This window comes from Gordonia sp. UBA7860 (assembly GCF_002500165.1).
Taxonomy (GTDB): Bacteria; Actinomycetota; Actinomycetes; order Mycobacteriales; family Mycobacteriaceae; genus Gordonia; species Gordonia sputi.
This window is the reverse complement of record NZ_DLSO01000194.1, coordinates 19,293-20,240: the sequence shown is the minus strand read 5'-3', so window position 1 is coordinate 20,240 and position 948 is coordinate 19,293. Positions and strand designations below refer to the sequence as shown.

Below are 948 nucleotides of genomic sequence, written 5' to 3'. Positions count from 1 at the left end.
CAATCGCCGACGCACTGTCGGAAGGCGACGACTTCCGCTCAGCTCAGGAGCTTCACGAGCAACTCAAGGCGCGTGGCGAATCGATCGGACTGACCACCGTCTATCGCAATCTGCAGGCACTGAGCCAAGCGGGTCAGATCGATGCTCTCTGGGACGGTTCGGGCGAGATGCGCTACCGGAACTGCTCGTCGGTGCATCACCACCACCTGGTGTGCCGCGTCTGTGGCACGACCGTCGAGGTGCAGGCGGAGCCTGTGGAGCGCTGGGCCTCGAAGATCGCGGCAGAACACGGATTCAGCGACATCCACCACACCGTTGAGGTGTTCGGAGTGTGCGCCGACTGCCGCGCCGCGCGCTGACACTCCGAGGAGTTCAGCTCGCGTCGACGAGCTTGCGGGCGATGTCGTCGCCGCCGGAGAGCACGATGTGCAGCACCGTCAGCAGTGGGATGTCGGTGAGGCCGTCGACCGGAAACGTGTAGTACTGCAACACATCTGTGGTGACGCCGGTCAGATCGGAGCGTCGTAGGTGACCGAAGCTCAGCGTCGCGTCCAGTTCTTCGACGTCGGAACGGAGCGCGTCGGTGTTGGGAAGGTTGAGCGCGAGCAACTGCGTCACCGAGACCACCTGAAGGTCGTCGGCCAGCGCGATGACGCGAACCGACGCTCGCGTCGAGCCGACGGCCACAACTACCGATTCGTGGTCGGCGTCGGTGACGTCGCCGATCTCGGTCAGGAGTGCGGCCACTCTTTCGAGTAGAACCTGTTGCGCGGCAGAAGGATTTGGGCTCGACTCATCGCTCACCGACTACTCACGCTCACTCCGTCGTCATCACGCCGCCGAAGCGACGGTCGCGAGACGCATACTCGACGCACGCTGCCCACAGGTCGCGGCGATCGAAATCGGGAAACAGCTTCTCCTGATAGACCATCTCGGCGTAGGCCGACT

Annotated in this window: 3 protein-coding genes; 1 reads left to right on the top strand and 2 read right to left on the bottom strand. The window is 63.7% G+C overall.

From position 1 onward, the window contains the following. On the top strand, positions 1 to 359 hold a 359-nt coding region (locus B3T59_RS23005; protein ID WP_287005229.1), incomplete at its 5' end, for a Fur family transcriptional regulator. A gap of 13 nt (positions 360 to 372) precedes the next feature. Here the strand turns inward: B3T59_RS23005 and B3T59_RS23000 are convergent. Then, entirely contained in the window at positions 373 to 804 is a 432-nt protein-coding gene (locus tag B3T59_RS23000) for a hypothetical protein (RefSeq protein WP_064863411.1), read from the bottom strand. 13 nt (positions 805 to 817) lie between these two features. Further along, on the bottom strand, positions 818 to 948 hold a 131-nt coding region (locus B3T59_RS22995), incomplete at its 5' end, for an undecaprenyl diphosphate synthase family protein (RefSeq protein WP_287005232.1).